20 protein-coding genes and 1 tRNA gene are annotated in these 18,303 nt (G+C 73.9%); 15 read left to right on the forward strand and 6 right to left on the reverse strand.

Features of this window, described 5'->3' with window-relative positions:
• From ybeY to ACYU8I_RS12130, 9 genes are all read left to right on the forward strand, one after another.
• Entirely contained in the window at positions 1–510 is a 510-nt protein-coding gene (gene ybeY / locus ACYU8I_RS12090; RefSeq protein ID WP_460841060.1) for an rRNA maturation RNase YbeY, read from the forward strand.
• 13 nt (positions 511–523) lie between these two features.
• On the forward strand, positions 524–880 hold the full coding sequence (locus tag ACYU8I_RS12095) for a cytidine deaminase (protein ID WP_460841062.1): 357 nt from the start codon (positions 524–526) through the stop codon (positions 878–880).
• Positions 881–1,034: 154 nt separating this feature from the next.
• Entirely contained in the window at positions 1,035–2,417 is a 1,383-nt protein-coding gene (locus ACYU8I_RS12100; RefSeq protein WP_460841065.1) for an FAD-binding oxidoreductase, read from the forward strand.
• Entirely contained in the window at positions 2,414–3,724 is a 1,311-nt protein-coding gene (locus ACYU8I_RS12105; protein WP_460841067.1) for a class I SAM-dependent methyltransferase, read from the forward strand. The genes ACYU8I_RS12100 and ACYU8I_RS12105 overlap by 4 nt, the downstream gene beginning before the upstream one ends.
• A gap of 345 nt (positions 3,725–4,069) precedes the next feature.
• Positions 4,070–4,843: a siderophore-interacting protein gene (locus ACYU8I_RS12110; RefSeq protein WP_460841069.1), complete on the forward strand. Its 774-nt coding sequence runs from the start codon at positions 4,070–4,072 to the stop codon at positions 4,841–4,843.
• Positions 4,836–5,765, forward strand: coding sequence for a GTPase Era (gene era / locus ACYU8I_RS12115; protein WP_460841072.1), 930 nt, complete (start codon positions 4,836–4,838; stop codon positions 5,763–5,765). Before ACYU8I_RS12110 ends, era begins: the two co-directional genes overlap by 8 nt.
• A gap of 252 nt (positions 5,766–6,017) precedes the next feature.
• Positions 6,018–7,274: a deoxyguanosinetriphosphate triphosphohydrolase gene (locus ACYU8I_RS12120; protein WP_460841075.1), complete on the forward strand. Its 1,257-nt coding sequence runs from the start codon at positions 6,018–6,020 to the stop codon at positions 7,272–7,274.
• Positions 7,271–7,747 carry a hypothetical protein gene (locus ACYU8I_RS12125; RefSeq protein ID WP_460841077.1) on the forward strand — a complete coding sequence of 159 codons (477 nt, stop codon included), beginning with the start codon at positions 7,271–7,273 and terminating at the stop codon, positions 7,745–7,747. The genes ACYU8I_RS12120 and ACYU8I_RS12125 overlap by 4 nt, the downstream gene beginning before the upstream one ends.
• Positions 7,748–7,774: 27 nt before the next feature.
• Positions 7,775–8,698 (forward strand): 2-hydroxyacid dehydrogenase, encoded by a 924-nt coding sequence (locus ACYU8I_RS12130; protein ID WP_460841079.1) that lies wholly within the window; start codon positions 7,775–7,777, stop codon positions 8,696–8,698.
• Positions 8,699–8,798: 100 nt separating this feature from the next.
• Here ACYU8I_RS12130 and ACYU8I_RS12135 read toward each other — a convergent pair whose 3' ends face one another.
• From ACYU8I_RS12135 to ACYU8I_RS12150, 4 genes are read right to left on the reverse strand one after another with little or no spacing between them, the layout of a single operon-like run.
• A complete protein-coding gene (locus ACYU8I_RS12135; protein ID WP_460841082.1) occupies positions 8,799–9,131 on the reverse strand; it encodes a hypothetical protein in 333 nt (110 codons plus the stop codon).
• Positions 9,131–10,198, reverse strand: coding sequence for a YihY/virulence factor BrkB family protein (locus ACYU8I_RS12140; protein WP_460841086.1), 1,068 nt, complete (start codon positions 10,196–10,198; stop codon positions 9,131–9,133). Before ACYU8I_RS12140 ends, ACYU8I_RS12135 begins: the two co-directional genes overlap by 1 nt.
• 37 nt (positions 10,199–10,235) lie before the next feature.
• Positions 10,236–10,490 carry a DUF3618 domain-containing protein gene (locus tag ACYU8I_RS12145; RefSeq protein ID WP_460841088.1) on the reverse strand — a complete coding sequence of 85 codons (255 nt, stop codon included), beginning with the start codon at positions 10,488–10,490 and terminating at the stop codon, positions 10,236–10,238.
• Entirely contained in the window at positions 10,487–10,930 is a 444-nt protein-coding gene (locus ACYU8I_RS12150) for a phage holin family protein (RefSeq protein WP_460841090.1), read from the reverse strand. Before ACYU8I_RS12150 ends, ACYU8I_RS12145 begins: the two co-directional genes overlap by 4 nt.
• A gap of 105 nt (positions 10,931–11,035) precedes the next feature.
• On the opposite strand from ACYU8I_RS12150, the gene dnaG reads away from it, so the two are divergent.
• The 3 genes from dnaG (at position 11,036) to ACYU8I_RS12165 (ending at position 13,624) form a co-directional block, all read left to right on the forward strand.
• Positions 11,036–12,931: a DNA primase gene (gene dnaG, locus ACYU8I_RS12155; RefSeq protein WP_460841091.1), complete on the forward strand. Its 1,896-nt coding sequence runs from the start codon at positions 11,036–11,038 to the stop codon at positions 12,929–12,931.
• Entirely contained in the window at positions 12,928–13,488 is a 561-nt protein-coding gene (locus ACYU8I_RS12160; RefSeq protein ID WP_460841093.1) for a hypothetical protein, read from the forward strand. The genes dnaG and ACYU8I_RS12160 overlap by 4 nt, the downstream gene beginning before the upstream one ends.
• 63 nt (positions 13,489–13,551) lie before the next feature.
• Positions 13,552–13,624: transfer RNA gene (locus tag ACYU8I_RS12165), tRNA-Asn, on the forward strand.
• A 735-nt stretch (positions 13,625–14,359) separates the two neighbouring features.
• On the opposite strand, the gene ACYU8I_RS12170 is transcribed toward ACYU8I_RS12165, so the two are convergent.
• Positions 14,360–15,112, reverse strand: coding sequence for a PIG-L deacetylase family protein (locus ACYU8I_RS12170; RefSeq protein WP_460841096.1), 753 nt, complete (start codon positions 15,110–15,112; stop codon positions 14,360–14,362).
• A 19-nt stretch (positions 15,113–15,131) separates the two neighbouring features.
• The gene (locus ACYU8I_RS12175; RefSeq protein ID WP_460841098.1) at positions 15,132–15,686 is read right to left on the reverse strand and encodes a dihydrofolate reductase family protein; all 555 of its coding nucleotides are present in this window, start codon (positions 15,684–15,686) and stop codon (positions 15,132–15,134) included.
• A gap of 345 nt (positions 15,687–16,031) precedes the next feature.
• Here ACYU8I_RS12175 and def point away from each other — a divergent pair, with 345 nt between their 5' ends.
• The 3 genes from def to ACYU8I_RS12190 all read left to right on the forward strand — a co-directional run.
• A complete protein-coding gene (gene def / locus ACYU8I_RS12180; protein WP_460841100.1) occupies positions 16,032–16,574 on the forward strand; it encodes a peptide deformylase in 543 nt (180 codons plus the stop codon).
• A gap of 3 nt (positions 16,575–16,577) precedes the next feature.
• A complete protein-coding gene (gene fmt, locus ACYU8I_RS12185) occupies positions 16,578–17,504 on the forward strand; it encodes a methionyl-tRNA formyltransferase (RefSeq protein ID WP_460841103.1) in 927 nt (308 codons plus the stop codon).
• A partial coding sequence (locus ACYU8I_RS12190) for a transcription antitermination factor NusB (protein WP_460841106.1) occupies positions 17,501–18,303 on the forward strand: 803 nt, incomplete at its 3' end. The genes fmt and ACYU8I_RS12190, both read left to right, overlap by 4 nt.

Here is an 18,303-nt window from a genome sequence, read left to right on the forward strand (position 1 = left end):
GTGAGCATCGAGGTCCTCAACGAGTCCGGCACCGAGCTCGACGAGTCGCGGCTGCAGCGGCTCGCGCGCTTCGTCATGGACCAGATGCGGGTGCACCCGCAGGCCGAGCTGTGCGTGACGGCGGTCGACGAGGCCACCATCGCCGAGCTCAACCAGCGCTGGATGGACAAGTCCGGGCCGACCGACGTGCTGGCCTTCCCGATGGACGAGCTGCGTCCCGGGCTGGTCAACGCCGAGCCCGAGGAGGGCGTGCTGGGCGATCTGGTGCTCTGCCCGGAGGTCGCCGCCCGACAGGGCGCCGCGGCGGGCCACGCGACCGAGGTCGAGCTCGACCTGCTCACCACCCACGGCATCCTGCACCTGCTCGGCTACGACCACGCCGAGCCCGAGGAGAAGCAGGAGATGTTCGCGCTGCAGGCGCGGCTGCTGACCTCGTGGCTGGCCGACCTCGCCGAGCGCACCGGCGGCTCGCCCGACCAGGTGCGCCCGCCCACGCCGACCGAGGGCTGAGAGACTGCGGCCCGTGACCGCGCCCGACCTGTCTGCCCTGTCCGCGGAGGACAAGAAGCTGCTCGTGCTCGCCAAGGCGACCCGCGTGCGCGCCGGCGCGAGCGAGGGGGCCGCCGTACGAGACCTCGACGGCCGCACCTACGCCGCCGCCACCGTCGACCTGCCCTCGCTGCAGGTCTCGGCGCTCGGCGCCTGCGTGGCGATGGCGGTCGCCAGTGGGGCACGTGGCCTCGAGGCGGCCGTCGTGCTGGGCGACACCGTCGAGGCGCGCGAGGCCGACCTGGCCGCGCTGCGCGACCTCGCGGGCAGCGGCGTGCCCGTGCTGCTGGGCGACGTCCAGGGCCGACCCGTGGGCGACACGACCACCTAGAACCTGCGTGACAGCCGACCCCCGTTGGTGGTCTGCTGGCGCCAGGAGCACACTGTGGTTGTCTGAAGACAACTACTCGGCGTGGAGGTGTGAGGTGCGGTTCCCGGGGCTGTTGGGTCAGCCGGCGCGTGTCGGCGAGCCGTCCGGGTCGTCGGTGGTGGGACGCGAGGCCCACGAGGCTGCCGTCGAGCGCCTGCGGGCGTCGTACGCCGCCCTGCCGCAGGGCGCCGCGGTGCGGCTGGCCAAGCGCACCTCCAACCTGTTCCGCCCGCGCGAGGTGCTGCAGGGCACCGGTCTCGACGTGACCGGGCTGACGGGCGTCATCACGGTCGACCCCGTCGCGCGCACGGCCGACGTGCAGGGCATGTGCACCTACGAGGACCTCGTCGACGCCACGCTGCCCCACGGGCTGATCCCGCTCGTGGTGCCGCAGCTGCGCACCATCACCCTCGGCGGGGCGGTGACCGGGCTCGGCATCGAGTCGACGTCGTTCCGCAACGGCCTGCCCCACGAGTCGGTGCTCGAGCTCGACGTCTTCACCGGCGCCGGCGAGGCCGTCACCGCGACCGACGACAACGAGCACGCCGAGCTGTTCCGTGCCCTCCCCAACTCCTACGGCTCGCTCGGCTACGCCACCCGGCTGCGCATCGAGCTCGAGCCGGTGCCGCCGTACGTCGCGCTGCGCCACGTGGCCTTCACCGACACCGGTGCGCTGCAGGACGCGATCGCCGCGATCTGCGCGGAGTGGGCCTGGGAGGGCGAGCGGGTCGACGGGCTCGACGGCACCTCGTTCGAGCCCGGCCACCACGTGCTGACGCTCGCGCGCTTCACCGACGAGCCCGGACCCACCAGCGACTACACCGGCCAGGAGGTCTACTGGCGCTCGGTCGGCGCGCGCGCCACCGACCGGCTGACCGTGCACGACTACCTCTGGCGCTGGGACACCGACTGGTTCTGGTGCTCGCGGGCCTTCGGCGCCCAGCACCCCGTCGTACGACGCCTCTGGCCGCGGCGCTGGCGCCGCTCCGACGCCTACCACCGGCTCGTGGGGCTCGACGAGCGCTTCCGCCTCGTCGAGCGGCTCGACGCCCGCGCCGGCCGCCCGCGGCGCGAGAAGGTCGTGCAGGACGTCGAGGTGCCGGTCGAGCGGCTGGGGGAGTTCCTCGACTGGTTCGACGACGCCGTCGGCATGCGGCCGGTGTGGCTGTGCCCGCTGCGGCTGCGGCCCTCCGGGGCCGAGCGCGGTGCGCGACCCTGGCCGACGTACCCCCTCGAGGCGGGGCGCACCTACGTCAACGCCGGCTTCTGGGGCGCCGTACCCGTGGGGCCGCAGGCGCCCGAGGGGCCGCTCAACCGGGCGATCGAGGAGCGCGTGGCCGGGCTCGAGGGCCACAAGTCGCTCTACTCCGAGGCGTTCTACGACCGCGAGACCTTCGACGCGCTCTACGACGGTCCGCACCTCGCGGCCGTCAAGGCGCGCTACGACCCCGACGACCGGCTGACCAGCCTCTACGACAAGGTGGTGCGACGACGATGACCCAGCTCGACACGCGCCCGGCGGACACCCCGCCCGGACGGCTCTCCATCGCCGAGATGTTCGAGACGCTCCTCCAGCGTCCCGTCGACATCCGGTTCACGGCGTACGACGGGTCGTCGTACGGCCGTCCCGACGCGCCGTTCGGCCTCGACCTCAAGACCGAGCGCGGCCTGGCCTACCTCGTGACCGCGCCCGGCGACCTCGGCCTCGCTCGCGCCTACGTCTCGGGCGACCTCGACGTGCGCGGCGTGCACCCCGGCGACCCCTACGACGGCATGGTGACGCTGCTGCGCGCGATGCGCTTCCGGCGGCCCTCGGGAGCCGACGCGCTCGCGATGGCGCGCTCGATCGGGCTCGCGCGGCTGGTGCCGCCGCCCCCGCCGCCGCAGGAGCACCTGCCGCGCTGGCGTCGCGTGGTGGAGGGGCTGCGTCACAGCCCCGAGCGCGACGGCGCGGCGATCAGCCACCACTACGACGTCTCCAACCGGTTCTACGAGATGGTCCTCGGGCCGTCGATGACCTACACGTGCGCGGTGTTCGCCTCGGAGGAGACGACGCTCGAGCAGGCGCAGCACGCCAAGTACGACCTCGTCGCCCGCAAGCTCGCACTGCAGCCCGGCCAGCGGCTGCTCGACGTCGGCTGCGGCTGGGGCGGCATGGTGCGCCACGCCGCCCGTGAGTACGGCGTCCGCGCGCTCGGCGTGACCCTGTCGCGCGAGCAGGCCGAGTGGGCGCAGGAAGCGATCGAGCGCGAGGGGTTGTCGCACCTGGCCGAGGTGCGCTTCATGGACTACCGCGACGTGCAGGAGACCGGCTTCGACGCGGTGTCGTCGATCGGGCTGACCGAGCACATCGGCATCGGCCAGTACGCGTCGTACTTCGGGTTCCTGCGCGGCAAACTCGTCCCCGGCGGCCGGCTGCTCAACCACTGCATCACCCGGCCGACCAACAAGCCGACCCAGACCGGGGCGTTCATCGACCGCTACGTCTTCCCCGACGGCGAGCTCACCGGCTCGGGCCGCATCATCACCGAGGCGCAGGACGCCGGCCTCGAGGTGCAGCACGAGGAGAACCTCCGCGTGCACTACGCCATGACCCTCGCCGGCTGGTGCCGCAACCTCGAGCAGCACTGGGACGAGGCCGTCGCCGAGGTCGGCGAGGGCACCGCCCGCGTCTGGGGCCTCTACATGGCCGGCTCCCGGATGGGCTTCGAGCGCAACGAGATCCAGCTCCACCAGGTCCTCGCCACCCGCACCGCCGACGACGGCGCCTCCTCCTTCCCCCTGCGCCCCAACTGGACCCCCTGACCCCCGCCCCCGCCGAGGAGTCACTCCCTGACGGCCGAGGAGTCACTCGCGGACAGCCGAGAAGTCACCCCCTGACGCCCGAGGAGTCACTCGTCGACGGCCGAGGAGTCACTCCCTGACGGCCGAGAAGTCAGTGCCTGACGGCCGAGAAGTCAGTGCCTGACGGCCGAGAAGTCAGTGCCTGACGGCCGAGGCGTCACTTCCGCGCACGGCGGCCTGACAGTGAGTGACTCCTCGCGTGTCAGGGAGTGACTCCTCGCGTGTCAGGGAGTGACTCCTCGCGTGTCAGGGAGTGACCCCTCGCGTGCCAGGGAGTGACTCCTCGGCGGGGTAGATTGGCGGGCGATGTCTGCCCCGCCCAGCCGTACGGCGCCGCACCACGCGAAGGTCTCCAGCAAGGAGCGGCTGAGCGACCACCTCGTGCGGCTGCGGCTCGAGACCGACGGCACCCTGACGAGCACCGGGGTGGCCGACGAGTGGCTGGCGGTGACGGTGCCGGGGCAGTTCCAGCACCGCTACTACACCGTCCGCGCTCTGCAGGGTCGCGAGCTCGTGCTCGACGTCGTGGTGCACGACGAGGGTCTCGTCACCGGGTGGGCCCAGACCGACTGCGTCGGCGACGAGGTCGGGCTGTCGACGGCCAAGGGGTCGTTCGCGCTCCCCGACGACGCCGGCTGGGTCGTGCTCGCCGGCGACCTGACGGCGCTGCCGGCGATGGCCCGCATCGCCGAGGAGACGACCCACCTGCCGGTCACGGTGCACGCGGAGTCGCCGGACGGCGAGGTCACGGCGTACCTGCCCGACGACACCACCTGGTACGACGCCGTCCCCGGCGAGAGCCACCTGGCCGAGATCGTGGCCGGTCTCGACTGGCCGGCCGGCCCGGGCTACTTCTGGATGGCGGGGGAGTCGGCGCAGATGCGCGACATCCGCCGCCACTGCAAGCGCGACCTCGGCTGGGACACCCGCCACCACGAGGTGATGGGCTACTGGAGCGGCAGTCGCGGCCGCCAGGCCCGCCGCGTCGACCCGGGCCCGATCTACGCCCGCGGCAAGGCGCAGGGCAAGACCGACGAGCAGATCTGGGCCGAGTACGACGAGGAGCGCACACGTGGCTGAGCAGCAGGACGTCCACCGCTCGGGGTTCGCGTGCTTCGTGGGCCGCCCCAACGCCGGCAAGTCGACGCTGACCAACGCCCTGGTCGGCAGCAAGATCGTCATCACCTCGTCGAAGCCGCAGACGACCCGCACCGTGGTGCGCGGCATCGTGCACCGGCCCGACGCCCAGCTCGTCCTGGTCGACACCCCGGGGCTGCACCGGCCCCGCACGCTGCTCGGAGAGCGGCTCAACGACCTCGTGACCGCCACCTGGGCCGAGGTCGACGTCGTCGCGGTGTGCTTCCCGGCCGACCAGAAGATCGGTCCGGGCGACCGGTTCATCGTCGACGAGCTCGCCAAGGTGCGGCGTACGACGAAGCTCGCCGTCGCGACCAAGACCGACCTCGTCGGTTCCGAGCGACTGACCGAGCACCTGCTCGCCATCGATGCGCTCGGTCGCGACACCGGCACGGAGTGGGCCGAGATCGTGCCGGTCTCGGCCACCGCGGGACACCAGGTCGAGCTGCTCGCCGACCTGCTCGTCGGACGGCTGCCCGAGGGGCCGCAGCTCTACCCCGACGGCGACCTGACCGACGCCCCCGAGGAGCAGCTGGTCGCCGAGCTCATCCGGGAGGCCGCGCTCGAGGGGGTGCGCGACGAGCTGCCGCACTCGATCGCGGTCGTGGTCGAGGAGATGGGCCTGCGGGAGGGCCGCCCGGCCGACAAGCCGCTGCTCGACATCCACGCCAACGTCTTCGTGGAGCGGCAGTCGCAGAAGGGCATCGTCATCGGTCACAAGGGCTCGCGCCTGAAGGAGGTCGGCAGCACCGCCCGCCAGGGCATCACCAAGCTGCTGGGCACGCCGGTCTACCTCGACTTGCACGTCAAGGTCGCCAAGGACTGGCAGCGCGACCCCAAGCAGCTGCGCCGGCTGGGCTTCTAGCCCGGTCCCACCCTTGCGACACGTCACGGGGGCGTACGTCGCTCCCGGGCACGATGGGCGCACGACCCGACCGCCGTTCCGTCGACCCGCGTGGCGGACGACTTCTCGACCGATCCGCTCCCGTCCCCTCGGCGTGTCGGGTGCGGATCGGTCGGATCCCCGGCGCCAGAGGTGCTTTTCGTTCGAAAAGCACCGGCGACCGACGGCCCCGGCCACGACCCGCCGTGGGCGCGGGCCGGTAGCGTCCGGGCCGTGGTCACCTGGGACGAGCGCTACTCAGACCACGACCGCGAGCGCTGGGTCGAGGAGCCGGTCAAGCGGGTGGTGGCGCCGTCGCGCACGGCGTTCGAGCGCGACCGGGCCCGGGTGCTGCACGCGGTGTCGCTGCGGCGGCTCGCCGCCAAGACGCAGGTGCTGGGCCCCGGCACCGATGACTTCGCGCGCAACCGGCTCACCCACAGCCTCGAGGTCGCGCAGGTCGCCCGCGACCTCGCGCACCCGCTCGGCTGCCACCCCGACCTCGCCGAGACCGCCGCGCTGGCGCACGACATGGGCCACCCGCCCTTCGGGCACGGCGGCGAGGCTGCCCTCGACGCGCTGGCCGCAGACTGCGGCGGCTTCGAGGGCAACGCCCAGACGCTGCGGCTGCTGACGCGCCTCGAGGCCAAGGCCGTCGACGCCGACGGCCGCTCGGTCGGACTCAACCTCACCCGCGCCACCCTCGACGCCTGCACCAAGTACCCGTGGCGTCGCGGCGAGACCTCCGGCCCCAAGTTCGGCGTCTACGACGACGACGCGCCCGTCTTCGGGTGGCTCCGCCAGGGCGTCGACGGCCGGCGCCGGTCGGTCGAGGCGCAGGTGATGGACGTCGCTGACGACATCGCCTACTCCGTGCACGACCTCGAGGACGGCGTGGTGGGCGGGCGCATCGACCTCTCCCGTCTGGAGTCGGGGGCCGAGCGGGCGCGGGTCTGGGAGGTGGTGCGCGAGTGGTACCTCCCCGACGCCGACGACGCCCGGCTCGACGCCGCCTGGAAGCACCTGCACGACGTCGCCGCGTGGCCCGGGGCGGCGTACGACGGCACCCGCCGCGGCCTGGCGGGGCTTAAGAACCTCACCAGCGACCTCATCGGCGTCTTCTGCGGCGAGGTGCACGCCGCCACCGTGGCGCGCCACGGCGACGGGCCGCTGCGACGCCACGACGCCGACCTGGTCGTACCGCAGGAGACGCAGGAGGCCATCGGGGCGCTCAAGGGCGTGGCCGCCCACTACGTCATGCGGGCCCCCGAGCGGCTCGAGCTGCTGGGTCACCAGCAGCAGCTGCTCACCGACCTCGTGCTCGCGCTGGAGCACCACGGCGCCGCCGCGCTCGAGCCGGCGTACGCCGACGACCTCGCGGCCGCCGCTGACGTTGCTGACGCCGGGGCCCGTCGCCGTGTCGTGCTCGACCAGGTGGCCAGCCTCACCGACGCCTCGGCCGTCGCCTGGCACGCCCGGTGGTGCCGGTGAGCACGCCGCTGCCCCGCGAGGGCGAGCCGGGCCACCAGGGCCCGCGCCTACGACCGCCGCGCAAGCGCTCGCCGAAGGGGCCCGGGCTGCTCGCCGTCGCCGTCGGGGTGCTGGGGGCGATCGGGGTCCGCACCGGCGAGATCGCCCTCGGGCCGGTGCTGCTCGTGCCGCTGCTGCTGCTCGCGGCTGTCGCCGGTTGGCACGGGTCGCGGCAGCTGCCGTCGCAGGCCACCCGCGGCGTCCGGGCCGCCTCCGGCGCCCCGCTCGGTGCGGGCGCGATGCTCTCGGTGCTCCTCGGCTACGCCCTCGCCACGGTGCTCGGGCTGGGGGGCGAGGTCGGCGACGTGCTGACGAGCCTCGGCGACCCCGTCGTGACCGTGCTGGTCGCGATGGCCTCGGGGGCGGCCGCCGGAGCGGTCGGGTCACAGCTGGTCGCACCGCGGGACCCCGACGCCCCGCCCGCCGCCTGGTGAGCCCGGCCCGGCGGGCAGGATGGCCACATGGACCGACTCGTCTGGCTGCCCTTCGACCCCGCCGAGCTCGGTGACCTGCCCGAGGGGCTGAGGGTCGAGCACGTCGACCCCGACGCGGTGCACGCCGGGCAGGTGCCCGACGGCATCGAGGACGTCACGTTCCAGGTGATGCACTACCGCTTCTCGCAGGCCGACGGCGAGCTGCTCGCCCGGATGCCCCGGCTCGAGGTGGTGCAGACCCAGACCGCCGGCGTCGAGCACGTGACGCCGTACGTGCCCGACGGCGTGACGCTGTGCAACGGCGGCGGCATCCACGACACCTCCACCGCGGAGCTCGCGGTCACGCTCGCCCTGGCCAGCCTGCGCGGCCTCCCCGAGTTCGTGCGCGCCCAGGACCGCGGCGAGTGGGAGCCCGAGCAGCGGGCGTCGCTCGCCGACAAGCAGGTGCTGGTCGTGGGCTACGGCCGCATCGGCGAGGCCATCGAGCGCCGGGCCGTCGCCTTCGAGGCCGAGGTGGTGCGCGTGGCCCGCAGCGCCCGCGACGGCGTGCACGCGATCGACGACCTGCCCGACCTGCTGCCCCACGCCGACGTCGTGGTCCTGGTCGTGCCCGCCACCGACCAGACACGAGGCCTGTTCGACGCCGCGATGCTCGGCCGCATGAAGGACGGCGCGCTGCTCGTCAACGTCGCCCGGGGGCCCGTCGTCGACACCGAGGCACTGCTGGCCGAGCTCACCGTCGGGCGGCTCCGCGCCGCCCTCGACGTCGTCGACCCCGAGCCGCTGCCGGCCGGCCACCCGCTGTGGTCGGCCCCCGGCCTGCTGCTGTCGCCGCACGTGGGCGGTGCCTCCGACGCCATGGCGCCCCGGGCGCGCCGACTGGTGCGCGAGCAGCTGCACCGCTACGCCGCCGGGGAGCCGCTGGCCAACGTGATGACCGGCGACTACTGACCGGGCGACTACTGACCGGGCGACTACTGACCGGGGGACGCCGCAGGGGCGGCCCCCGGCGCACCGGGAGCCGCCCCTGCGGGCGTCGTACGACGGGTGGCTAGGGCAGCGTGCCCTTCGGGCCGGTGTCGTCGGTCAGCTTGAGGCGGTCGGGGTTGAGGTCGTCGCCGACCGACTCCTCGGGACCCGACGAGCCGACCTTGTCCTTGGCGGCGCCAGCCGCGGCCCCGGCCTTGTCCTTGACCGCCTCGGCGACCTGGGGGGCCTGCTCGCGCACGGTGTCGGCCGCCTGCTGGGCCTTCTGCTGCACCCGCGGGTCGTTGCGCACCTTGTCGAACTGCAGGCGCATCTGCTCGTAGCGCTCCCGTCCGGCGCGGGCGCCGAGCACGTAGCCCACGCCTCCTGCGGCCAGCAGCATCAGCTTGCTCGTCATCAGTGGTCCTCCTCCTGCTCGCGGCGTGCCGCGGAGCGACGGATGCGGCGCCCGAGCGCGACGTCCTTGTCGTGCTGGGCCCGCGCCTTCTTGATCTGGGCGGTGTCACGCGGAGGCAGCTGGAGCTCCTCCTCGGCTGGCATACCCGCTTGGAGCTGACGTCCACGCTCGAGCTCGGCATCGAGCTCGGCGCCGAAGAGCAGCGCCAGGTTGGTGATCCAGACGTAGAGCAGCGCGATGGGCAGCGCCGCCAGGCTGCCGTAGGTCGCGCTGTAGTTGGAGAAGTTGGCGACGTAGAACCCGAACAGGGCCGAGGCGATGACCCAGGTGCCGATGGCGACGGCCGCGCCCACCGAGATCCAGCGGAACTTCGGCTGCTCGACGTTGGGCGAGACGTAGTAGAGCAGGCCGACCAGCACGATCACGACGCCGAGCAGCAGCGGCCACTTCACGATGCCGAAGACCGTCACGGCCGTGTTGCCGATGCCGATCGCGTTGCCGACCGAGGTCAGCAGCGGGCCCGAGAGGATCAGCAGCGCGAGCGCGGTCGCGGCGAGCAGCACCGAGACCAACGTCAGCGCGAACATCGTCGGGCGCAGCTTCCAGATCGGCCGACCCTCCTCGATCTCGTAGATCGTGTTCATGGCCCTGCTGAACGCGCCGACGTAGCCGGACGCGGAGAACAGCGCGAGCGCAAGACCGATGACGAGACCGAAGCCGGCCGCCCCGGAGCCCGCCAGGCCCTCGAGCACGCCCTGCACCGGCTCCAGCACGGAGTCCGAGACGAGCGGGCGCAAGATGCCCATCACGGTGTCGACGGTCTGCTGCGGGTCGCTGAACAGGCCCATGATCGACAGCAGCGCGACCATGGCGGGGAAGATCGCGAGGATGGCGTAGTAGGTCAGCGCGGCCCCGAGGTCGGTGCAGTTGTCGGCGGTGAACTCGCGCAGCGTCTTGCGCAGCACGTACTTCACCGACCGGGCGTCGAGGTCGGTCGGGGAGTCGGGCTTGGCCTGGTCCTCGGGGTCGGGCCGGCCACGCCCCTCGTCGGTGCGTACGTCGCTCATGGCGCCATCCTCGTCCTCGGACCTGCCGGGCCGCTGCTCATGAGGCGGCGCGGTGGCGCCACCACACGAGCAGCGCCACGACCACGACCGCACCGGCGGCCGCGCCGAGCACCTCGGGTCGCGGCTTGCCGTCGTCGGTGGTGGCGCGGTCCTTGAGCTCTGCGGCCTTCTCGCCGGCGCGCGACTTCACGTCGAGCTTGCCGGTCAGCTCGTCGACGGTGGCGGCCAGCGCCTCGCGCTGGCGCTCGATGTCGGCCTGGATCTGCTCGGGTGTCTGCTTCTCGTCGCTCACGAGCGGGCTCCCTTCACGGTCGCGATGTCTTCCTTGACGCCCGCCTGGGCGCGCTCGGGGGCCAGCGGGGTCGCCTGCTGCACCTGCCCCTTGCCGACGAGCGCCAGCACGCCCGCGACCACGAACAGCACCACCGTCACGATCAGCGCGGCGAGCCAGAGGTCGAGCAGGAGGGCGAGCGCGATGATCGCGGTCGCGACGAGGGCACCGCCGCCGTACAGCGCGACGATGCCGGCCGCGCCGAACATGCCGATGCCGACGCCGGCGCGCTTGCCTTTCTCGGCCAGCTCGGCCTGGGCGAGCTTCATCTCGGAGCGGATCAGCTCGGGCACCTGGGTGGTCAGGTCGTGCACCAGGGCACCCAGCGTGGGGTCGGGCTGCGCGGCCGCGGGCACGCGGCCCGGCTCGCGCTCCGGCGACGCGGAAGATGTGTGACTCATGAGGTGCCGTGTTCCCGAAAGTACCGCGCGTACGCGTGCCGGAACGCCACCGCGGCTGTGGGCGGTCGGTCGGGGGCGTCGCTGCCCCGACGTAGACTCCGCCGCGTGGCGGGCAGGATCCGGGAGGAAGACATCGCGGAGGTCCGCGAGCGCGCCCGCATCGACGACGTGGTCTCGGCGTACGTCACCCTCCGCAACGCGGGCGGCGGGTCGCAGAAGGGCCTGTGCCCCTTCCACGACGAGAAGTCACCGTCGTTCCAGGTGACCCCGAGCCGGGGCCTCTACTACTGCTTCGGGTGCGGGGCGGGTGGCGACGTCATCAAGTTCGTCATGGAGATGGACGGCCTGGGCTTCACCGAGACCGTCGAGCGGCTGGCCGACAAGGCCGGTGTGCAGCTGCGCTACGAGGAGGGCGACGCGCCGCGCGAGCGCTCGGCCGGCTCGATGCGGCCGCGCCTCCTGGCCGCCAACGCTGCGGCCGAGGCGTTCTACGCCGAGCAGCTGCACGGCCCGGCAGGCGCCGCGGCGCGGCAGTTCCTCGACGAGCGCGGCTTCGACGCCGAGGCGGCCGCCCGGTTCGGCATCGGCTTCTCCCCGCGCGGTGGGGAAGACCTGTTCCGCCACCTCAAGGACCGTGGCTACACCGACAAGGAGCTCGTGGCCTCCGGGCTGGTGCGCGAGGGCCGCGGCTACTACGACTTCTTCCGCGGCCGCGTGATGTGGCCGATCCGCGAGGCCAACGGCGACACGATCGGCTTCGGAGCGCGCCGGATCTTCGACGACGACCGCACCGCGGCCAAGTACCTCAACACCGGCGAGACGCCGGTCTACAAGAAGTCGCGCGTGCTCTACGGCCTCGACCTCGCCCGCGCCGAGATCGGCCGCAGCAGCCAGGCGGTGATCGTCGAGGGCTACACCGACGTCATGGCCTGCCACCTCGCCGGCGTGACGACGGCGGTCGCCAGCTGCGGCACCGCCTTCGGCGACGAGCACGCCAAGGTGGTGCGCCGGCTGCTGAAGGACCACGACGAGTTCCGCGGCGAGGTGATCTTCACCTTCGACGGCGACGCGGCCGGGCAGGCGGCGGCGCTCAAGGCGTTCCAGGGCGACCAGGTCTTCGCCGGGCAGACCTACGTCGCCGTCGAGCCCGGCGGCCTCGACCCCTGCGACCTGCGGCTGAAGGAGGGCGACGCGGCGGTGCGCGAGCTGGTGGCGCGCCGTACGCCGCTCTACCGCTTCGTGCTCGCCAACGTCGTGCAGCGCCACGACCTCGACCGGGCCGACGGCCGCATCGACGCGATGCGCGAGGCGGCCAGGCTGGTGACCGCCATCCGCGACCGCTCCAAGGTCGACGCCTTCGCTCGCGAGCTGGCCGGCATGATCGGCGCGGAACCCGCCGACGTGCAGCGCGCCGTGCGGCAGGCGGCGGCCCGGGGCGAGGCTCCGGTGGCCGCGGCGCCGACACGGCGGGCGGAGCCCCGGTCCGACGACGGGTCGGCCGAGCAGCCCCGGGCCACCCTGCCCGACCCACGTGACCCCCGGCTCTACCTCGAGCGCGAGACGCTCAAGCTCGTCGTGCAGTGGCCCGGACGCATCGGGCGCACCACGGACGACGTCGACGGCAACGACTTCACCAGCGGCGCCTACCGCGCCGTGTGGGACGCCGTGGTCGCCGCCGGTGGCACCGGCGCCGCCGACGACGGCTGGGCCGCACGACTGCGTGACCGGGTCGAGCACGAGGCGCTGAAGCTGCTGGTCACCCAGCTGGCCGTGGAGCCGATCCGGCTCGAGGGCGAGCCCGACGACGGCTACGTGCGCCAGCACGTGCTGCGGTTGCGCGAGCTGACCGCGCAGCGACGCATCGCCGAGGTGAAGTCGCGGCTGCAGCGCACCAACCCGGTCGAGCACGCCGCCGACTACAACCGGATGTTCGGCGAGCTGGTCGCGCTCGAGCAGAAGCGCCGCGAGCTGCGCGAGAAGGCGCTGGAGAGCGACGAGTGAGGCGCTTCGGGCGCCGAGCCCCGGACGGGCCCCCCGCCGACGTGCTCGCCGCTGCCGGCGTACGTGCCGGTGAGGTGCTCGGCAGCGCGCGGGGCGACGACGGCACCTGGCTGCTCGGCACCCGTGGCCGGCTCGTGGTGGCGACGCCGTCCGCCGACGCGGTGTCGCTGCCGTGGGAGGAGGTCGAGGACGCCGGCTGGGACCGCGACGCCGAGGCCGTCCGCGTGCGCGCGCTGGCGCCGTACGGCGAGCCCCGCCGCGAGTGGCGCGTCGTGGTGGACGACACCGAGCCAGCGCTCTTCCTGCAGCTGCTGCGCGAGCGGGTCACCGCCAGCGTCGTGGTGCAGCGCAAGGCCACGCTCCGCGGCCGGCGCGGTGTCGTCGTGGCCTGCCGTCGCAGCCCGCTGGGCGGGCCGATGCGCTACGACGTGGCCTTCGACCCCGGCGTCGAGCCCGACGACCCCGAGGTGCGTCGGCTCGCCGAGGACCTGCTCGCCCGGGTCCGCGCCGAGCTGGGCGAGGTCGCCGACGGCCCCGGCGCCGCCCCGGCGTACTGACCCCGCTCCCGATTGGCCCGCCGGTCGTGCGCGTTGCTAGTCTTGCCCGCGCTGTTCCAGCGATCCCCTGTAGCTCAATTGGCAGAGCATTCGGCTGTTAACCGGAGGGTTGTTGGTTCGAGTCCAACCGGGGGAGCAGCGACGAGGGCCCGACCGCCAGGTCGGGCCCTTGCTGCGTCCTCGGGGCCGGGTGGTCGAGGTGCGAGCGGAGCGAGCCGTCCGCTCCCTGAGGTGCGAGCGGAGCGAGCCACGAAGGGGCGGCCCTGCGCTCGGCCCTTCGTGACGCCCCGCTCGTCCCTCGCGGGGCTCCTCAGGGACCTGCTGCTGCGGTGGGTGCGAGGTGTCCGCTCCCTGAGGTGCGAGCGGAGCGAGCCACGAAGGGGCGGCCTGCGCTCGGCCCTTCGTGGCGCCCCCGCTCGTCCCTCGCGGGGCTCCTCAGGGACCGGCTGCTGCGTGGGTGCGAGGTGTCCGCTCCCTGAGGTGCGAGCGGAGCGAGCCACGAAGGGGCGGCCTGCGCTCGGCCCTTCGTGACGCCCCGCTCGTCCCTCGCGGGGCTCCTCAGGGACCGGCTGCTGCGTAGATGCGAGCCGTCCGCTCCCTGAGGTGCGAGCGGAGTGAGCCGTCCGCTCCCTGAGGTGCGAGCGGAGCGAGCCACGAAGGGGCGGCGTGCTCGGCCGTTCGAGACGGTTGCTGCGCAACCTGCTCAGGGGGCAACGGGTTGGAAGCAGCTCGACGAGCTGCGAGCGACCAGGACGTCATACGTCCTGGTCGCTCGGGCGACTGCGACGCATGACGTCCGGGGTCGGCGGGCACCCCACCGGGTCTCGCGGCTCGTCGACCAGAGGCCCCTCGCCCATCGCCCACCCCTGCGCTACTCGCCCCAGCCCATCGGGAAGACCTCGAAGGGGGCGGCGAGGGGGACGCCGAGGCGCTGGCCGGCCTGGCGGGCGACGCCCTCGAGGAACTCACGAGGGTCGAAGTCGTCCCAGCCGAGCCCGTCGATGTAGGCGCCGTGGGCCTCCAGCGAGGCGACGCCGGCGTCGAAGGTCGCGGTGGTGTCGACGGCGTGGGTGGAGTCGGGGGACCCGAAGGCCCACACCTCGCCGACCCCGCCCCAGGGCTCGAGCGAGCCGCCGCCCCCGGTCAGCTGCTCGGGGAAGACCCAGCGGTTGCCCGCGTCGCGCACGGCGTCGACGACGGCGCGCCCCACCGCGATGTGGTCGGCCTGGTTGAGCGTGCGTCCGCCCCAGGTCTCGCGGAAGTTGCCGGTCACGCCGACGTCGGGGCGGTGGCGGCGTACCTGCTCCGCGACGAGCCGCCGCAGCGGTACGCCGTACTCCAGGACGCCGTCGGGCTGGCGCAGGAACTCGACGTCGTCGACGCCGACGATCCGGCACGACTCGACCTGCTCGGCCTCGCCCAGCGCCTGGCAGCGCCCGGGCTCGACGGCGTCGATGCCGGCCTCGCCGCTGGTGACGAGGACGTAGCCGACCCACTTGCCCTGGCCCGTCCAGCGGGAGACGGCGGCGGCCGCTCCGAACTCCATGTCGTCGGGGTGCGCGACGACGCACAGCGCGCGCTGCCAGTCCTCACGCAGCGCTTCCAGAGGTGACGGGGTGCTCATGGCAGCGAGCGTAGGCGCGTCAGCGAGCGGCGTACGTCGTGAGCGTGATGCCGCTGCCGAAGCCCTTGACCTCGAGCCGCTCGAGCCGCCCGGGGGCCGTGCCGTCGGGGAAGAGCCGGCGGCCGCGGCCCTGCACCACCGGGTAGGTGAAGAAGCGGTACTCGTCGACCAGGTCGGCCTCGATCAGGGCGTGGCAGAGCCGGATGCTGCCGGTGACCACGATGTCGCGGCCGGGCTGGTCCTTCAGCTCGCGCACGGCGTCGAGCGGGTCGCCGGACAGCACGGTGGTGCGCTCCCACTCCGGGTCGCCGAGCGTCGAGGAGACGACGTACTTCTGCACGCCGTTGAGGTAGTCGCTGACGCCGGTGCGGTCGTCGGTGAGGTCGCGCCAGTAGCCGCGCAGGTCGAGGAAGGTCTGACGCCCGCACAGGAAGGCGTCGGCGGCGGCGTCCTGCCGGTGGTTCTCCTCGACCAGGTCGGCGTCGTCGCCCTGTCCCTGGGCGTCGAACCAGTCGTCGAGCATCTCGACGCGGCCGTCGACGGTGAGGTTCTGCGTGATCGCGAGCGTGCGCATGGGGTCCTTCCCGAGAGGGTGCGGTCGAGGTGTCGACCCGCGCTGCGACGTCGACTCATCGGAGGCGCCCTTCGAGACGCCCCGCTCGTCCCTCGCGGGGCTCCTCAGGGAGCGGTGGCTTCGCGCGGCTCTCCTGGGCGCGACGCGCGAGGCTCTCCTGAGAGCGGCGGGCGACGCGCGAGGCTCCCGGGGGGGCAGGCGACGCGTCCGTGCCTCGGGTGGGGCGGTCGGCCCGTCCGCTCCCTGAGGTGCGAGCGCAGCGAGCCACGAAGGGGCGGGCCACGAAGGGGCGGGCCAGCAGGGCGCTCGTAGGATGGGCGGGTTGCCCGTCCACGAGGAGGACCCGTGCCCGTCCGGCCGATCCGGCTCTTCGGCGACCCGGTGCTGCGCACCCCGGCGACCCCCGTCGTCGACTTCGACAAGGAGCTGCGCACGCTCGTCGCCGACCTGACCGACACCATGCTCGACGCTCCCGGCGGCGGCCTCGCGGCCCCCCAGATCGGCGTCGGTCTCCGGGTCTTCACCTGGAACGTCGACGGCGAGCTCGGTCACCTCGTCAACCCCACCCTGGTGCTGTCGGAGGACCTGCAGGACGGCCCCGAGGGCTGCCTGTCGATCCCCGAGCTGCGCATCGACTGCGTGCGCGCGGCGTCGGTGGTGGCCCACGGCTTCGACATGCACGGCGAGCCGCTCCTGATCGAGGGCAGCGACTACCTCGCCCGCGCGATCCAGCACGAGACCGACCACCTCGACGGCATCCTCTTCGTCGACCGGCTCGACAAGGAGCGCCGCCGCGAGGCGATGAGGGCGATCCGGGAGGCCGACTGGTTCGGCCCCGACACCCAGGTGAAGGTGTCGCCCCACGCCACCCGCGGGCTGGGGATCTAGGGCGTGCGGGTCCTGTTCGCCGGCACCCCGGAGGTCGCGCTGCCGGCGCTCGAGGCGGTCGCCGCGAGCGACCACGAGCTCGTCGGGGTGCTGACCCGGCCCGACGCACCCGCTGGGCGGGGTCGACGGCTCACCCCGTCGCCCGTCGCGGCGCGCGCCGAGGAGCTCGGCGTACCCGTGCTCAAGCCCGACACCGCCAAGGACCCCGCCCTGCTCGAGCAGGTGCGCGCCCTGGCGCCCGAGTGCTGCCCGGTCGTGGCGTACGGCGGCCTGCTCCCCGCGCCGTTGCTCGACGCGGTGCCCCACGGCTGGGTCAACCTGCACTTCTCGCTGCTCCCCGCCTGGCGTGGCGCCGCGCCCGTGCAGCACGCCCTGTGGGCGGGCGACGAGATCACCGGGGCCACCACGTTCCGCATCGTCGAGGCGCTCGACGCCGGGCCCGTCCTCGGCGTGATGACGCAGGCGGTCGGGCCCGACGACACCGCCGGTGACCTGCTCGACCGGCTCGCCCGCGGGGGAGCGCCGCTGCTCGTCAGCACCCTCGACGGTCTGGAGACCGGGCAGGTGGAGGCGCGGCCGCAGCCGTCCGACGGCGTCAGCCTCGCGCCCAAGATCGAGGTCGCCGACGCCGAGGTCGACTGGACCCGTCCCGCGGTCGCGATCGACCGGCAGGTGCGCGCGTGCACCCCCGCGCCGGGCGCCTGGACGACCCTCGGGGGCGAGCGGCTCAAGCTCGGCCCGGTGCGCCCCGTCGGTCGGCCGCGCCTCGATCCCGGGACGCTCGAGGTCACCAAGAACGCCGTCTTCGTCGGCACCGGCTCCGGTCCCGTGCAGCTCGGCGTCGTTCGCGCGCACGGCCGCAAGGAGATGGACGCCGCCGCCTGGGCCCGCGGCGCCCGGCTCCCCGACGGCGCCGTGCTCGGCACGTGACCCGCGGCGGCTCCCGGTCGCCGGGCCGGGTCGACGTCGCACGACTGGTGGCGTACGACGTGCTGGTCGCCGTGCGCGAGCAGGACGCCTACGCCAACCTGCTGCTGCCGCGGCTGCTGCGCGAGCACGGGCTCTCCGGCCGCGACGCCGGGTTCGCGACCGAGCTGGTCGGCGGCACGCTGCGCGGGCTGGCGGCGTACGACGCCGTGCTCGACCACCTCGCCTCCCGCCCGCCCGACCCGGCCGTGCGCGACGCGCTGCGCCTCGGCGCCCACCAGCTGCTGGCGATGCGGGTGCCGTCGCACGCGGCGGTGGCAACGACGGTCTCGCTCGTGCGCGAGCGGGTCGGTCACCGCCCGGCCGGCTTCGTCAACGCGCTGCTGCGGAAGGTCGCGGCCCACTCGTCGGAGGAGTGGTTCGACCTGCTCGACGCCGACCTCGCGACGCGGACGTCGCACCCGGCCTGGGTCGTCGACGAGCTGGCCCAGGCGCTCGGACGACCCGACGAGCTGCATGCGCTGCTCGCCGCCGACAACGCCGCGCCGCAGGTGACGCTGGTGGCCCGACCCGGGCTCGCCTCGGTCGACGAGCTGCCCGGAGAGGCGACGGTCTCGCCGATCGGGCGGGTGCTGCCCTCGGGCGACCCCGCCGCCGTGCCTGCCGTCCGGGAGGGCCGCGCCGCCGTTCAGGACGCCGGCTCGCAGGTCGTCGCGCTGGCGCTCGCCCGCGCACCGCTCGACGGCCCCGACGCCCGCTGGCTCGACCTGTGCGCCGGGCCGGGCGGCAAGGCCGCGCTGCT

This window comes from Nocardioides marmoraquaticus, from assembly GCF_054777915.1.